The sequence below is a fragment of the Allokutzneria sp. NRRL B-24872 genome, assembly GCF_002155965.1.
Classification (GTDB): Bacteria; Actinomycetota; Actinomycetes; order Mycobacteriales; family Pseudonocardiaceae; genus Allokutzneria.
Genome location: NZ_MUMH01000189.1, coordinates 1 through 2,016, shown reverse-complemented (window position 1 = coordinate 2,016; position 2,016 = coordinate 1). Strand labels below are relative to the sequence as shown.

Annotated in this window: 2 protein-coding genes; one reads left to right on the top strand and one right to left on the bottom strand. The window is 62.5% G+C overall.

The annotated features are described in order from the left end of the window. Positions 1-305: 305 nt before the first annotated feature. A complete protein-coding gene (locus tag CCN37_RS34770) occupies positions 306-1,397 on the top strand; it encodes a DUF222 domain-containing protein (protein ID WP_246843492.1) in 1,092 nt (363 codons plus the stop codon). On the opposite strand, the gene CCN37_RS34765 is transcribed toward CCN37_RS34770, so the two are convergent. Beyond that, a partial coding sequence (locus CCN37_RS34765; RefSeq protein ID WP_143261957.1) for an IS3 family transposase occupies positions 1,338-2,016 on the bottom strand: 679 nt, incomplete at its 5' end. The genes CCN37_RS34770 and CCN37_RS34765 overlap by 60 nt on opposite strands.

Sequence of the window (2,016 nt, the reverse complement as noted above, 5' to 3'; positions counted from 1 at the left end):
TGTTTTTTAGCTCGTTCCAGCGGGGTTTCCCGGTCTGCCGAGCTGGTCTTCCAGCGGGGGAACTGCTGGTTCCAGCGTGGGGGTCGGCTTGACCTGGGGGCCCCTTGCGCGTGCCGAAATTGGCCGGGCGGGCACGGGAGGAATCCCGGCCCACGCGAGCAAGCGTATGGCACGCGCACCCCAGGTAAAGCCGACCTAGTGTCACTGTCGGCTGAAAGTTCGCTTTGTTGTTGCGCTGCAACGGATTTGACGTACCACCAGGGCTTGCTAAAATTGAGGTATCCAACAGCAGAGGAGGTGTGATCATGTTGGATGCCAATGCTATCGAGTCTATTTTGCTAGATCATCTCACACTAGGCGATGTCTATCAGTTGTCTGAGGATGAGCATCTGGCGTTTCTGGTGAAGCTGGAGACCATCACGAATTTGTTGACGGCAGTGAAGATCGACGCTGCCGCGTGTGCTGAGGATCGTGGCCTGCACACTGCGCAGGGGTGTCGGAACATCGCGACCCTGTTGCGGTCACACCTGAGGATTTCTCCGGCGGAAGCGAAGCGACGCTCGCAACTCGCAGAAGACCTACCCGGTGTGCCTGACACGCGAGACGCCCTCTACGCAGGCGTCATCAGCAGCGACCACGCCGCGATCATCGCCGACGTCATCAAGAACATCCCGGCCGAGGTCGCCGACGAAGCTGAGCAATCCCTGCTCAAGCACGCACCCGAGCTCACCCCACGCGAGCTGATGCAGCTCGGCAAACGAGTCCGCTCCCACGTCGACCAAGAGGGCGCGTTCACAGACGAGCAGGCGGCCGTGGAGGCACGCGCGTTCAGGATGACCAAGAACCAGCACGGGTGGCTCGTGTTCAACGGATGCCTGCCCCCCTTGGAAGGCGGCATGGTCGAAGAGGCGTTGCACGCGGTCTCGAAACCCCGCCCGGTCGGCGGCGAAGAAGACCCCCGGACGCCGGAACAGCGCTACGCCGACGGACTGTGCGAGTTGATCACCGTCGCGATGTCCACCCACGACTTGCCGATCAGCGGAGGCGTGCGCCCGCAGATGGTCGTCACGATGCAGTTGGACTGGCTGGAAGAGAAGGTCCGTTCGGGCTACACCGACTGGGACGGCGAAGCCACCGCTTCACTCCTGCGACAGCTGTCCTGCGATGCCGAGCTGATCCCCGTCGTCCTCAACGGCGAAAGCATCCCCCTCGACTACGGACGCTCCGTCCGAACCGCACCACCCCCACTCCGGCGGGCACTCGCCGTGCGGGACAAGGGGTGTGCGTTCCCGGGATGTGATCGGCCCCCGGCATGGACGGAAGTGGGCTTGCCCGGGTTAGACGGACAGGTTGTTGCGTGCTGTTTCGAAGGCTACCGGGGTGCGGTAGTCGAGTGAAGAGTGTAGTCGTCGTGTGTTGTAGAAGTGTATGTAGCGGAACAGGATCAGGGCTGCTTCGGCTTGGGTGGCGGGGCGCCCGTAGGGGTAGAGGGCCTCGTTTTTGAAGGAGGCGAACCAGGATTCCATGACCGCGTTGTCCAGTGGGCTTTTGAGTCTGCCGATGGAGGGCAGCATGTTGTTGTCTCGTAGGATGTTCTGCCAGTAGTTCGAGGTGAAGTGGTAGCCACGGTCGGTGTGCATGACGCATTCCGGTGGTGGTTTCCGGGTGGTGATAGCGCCGCGGAGTGCGTTGAGGGCGGTGTCCAGTGTTTCCTGGTTGGCCCAGGAGTAGCCAATGACTTTGCGGCTGAAGGCATCGAGCACCACGGTCGCCCGCAGGTGTCCTTGCTGGGTAGCGATCATGGTGTTATCAGCGAACCACAGTTGATCAGGTGCGGTACGGGTGAACTCGCGTTCGACGCGGTCGCCGATCTCCGGGCGTCGATGGGGCGGAGCTGCCCGGGGCCGGGACTTGACCGGGCCTCGACGCGCCCGAATGTTGTTGTCCCGCATCAGCTTCGCGATCCGATGAGGGCCCGCGTGGATGTTGGCGTTACGCAGCTCCTGGCGGATGCGC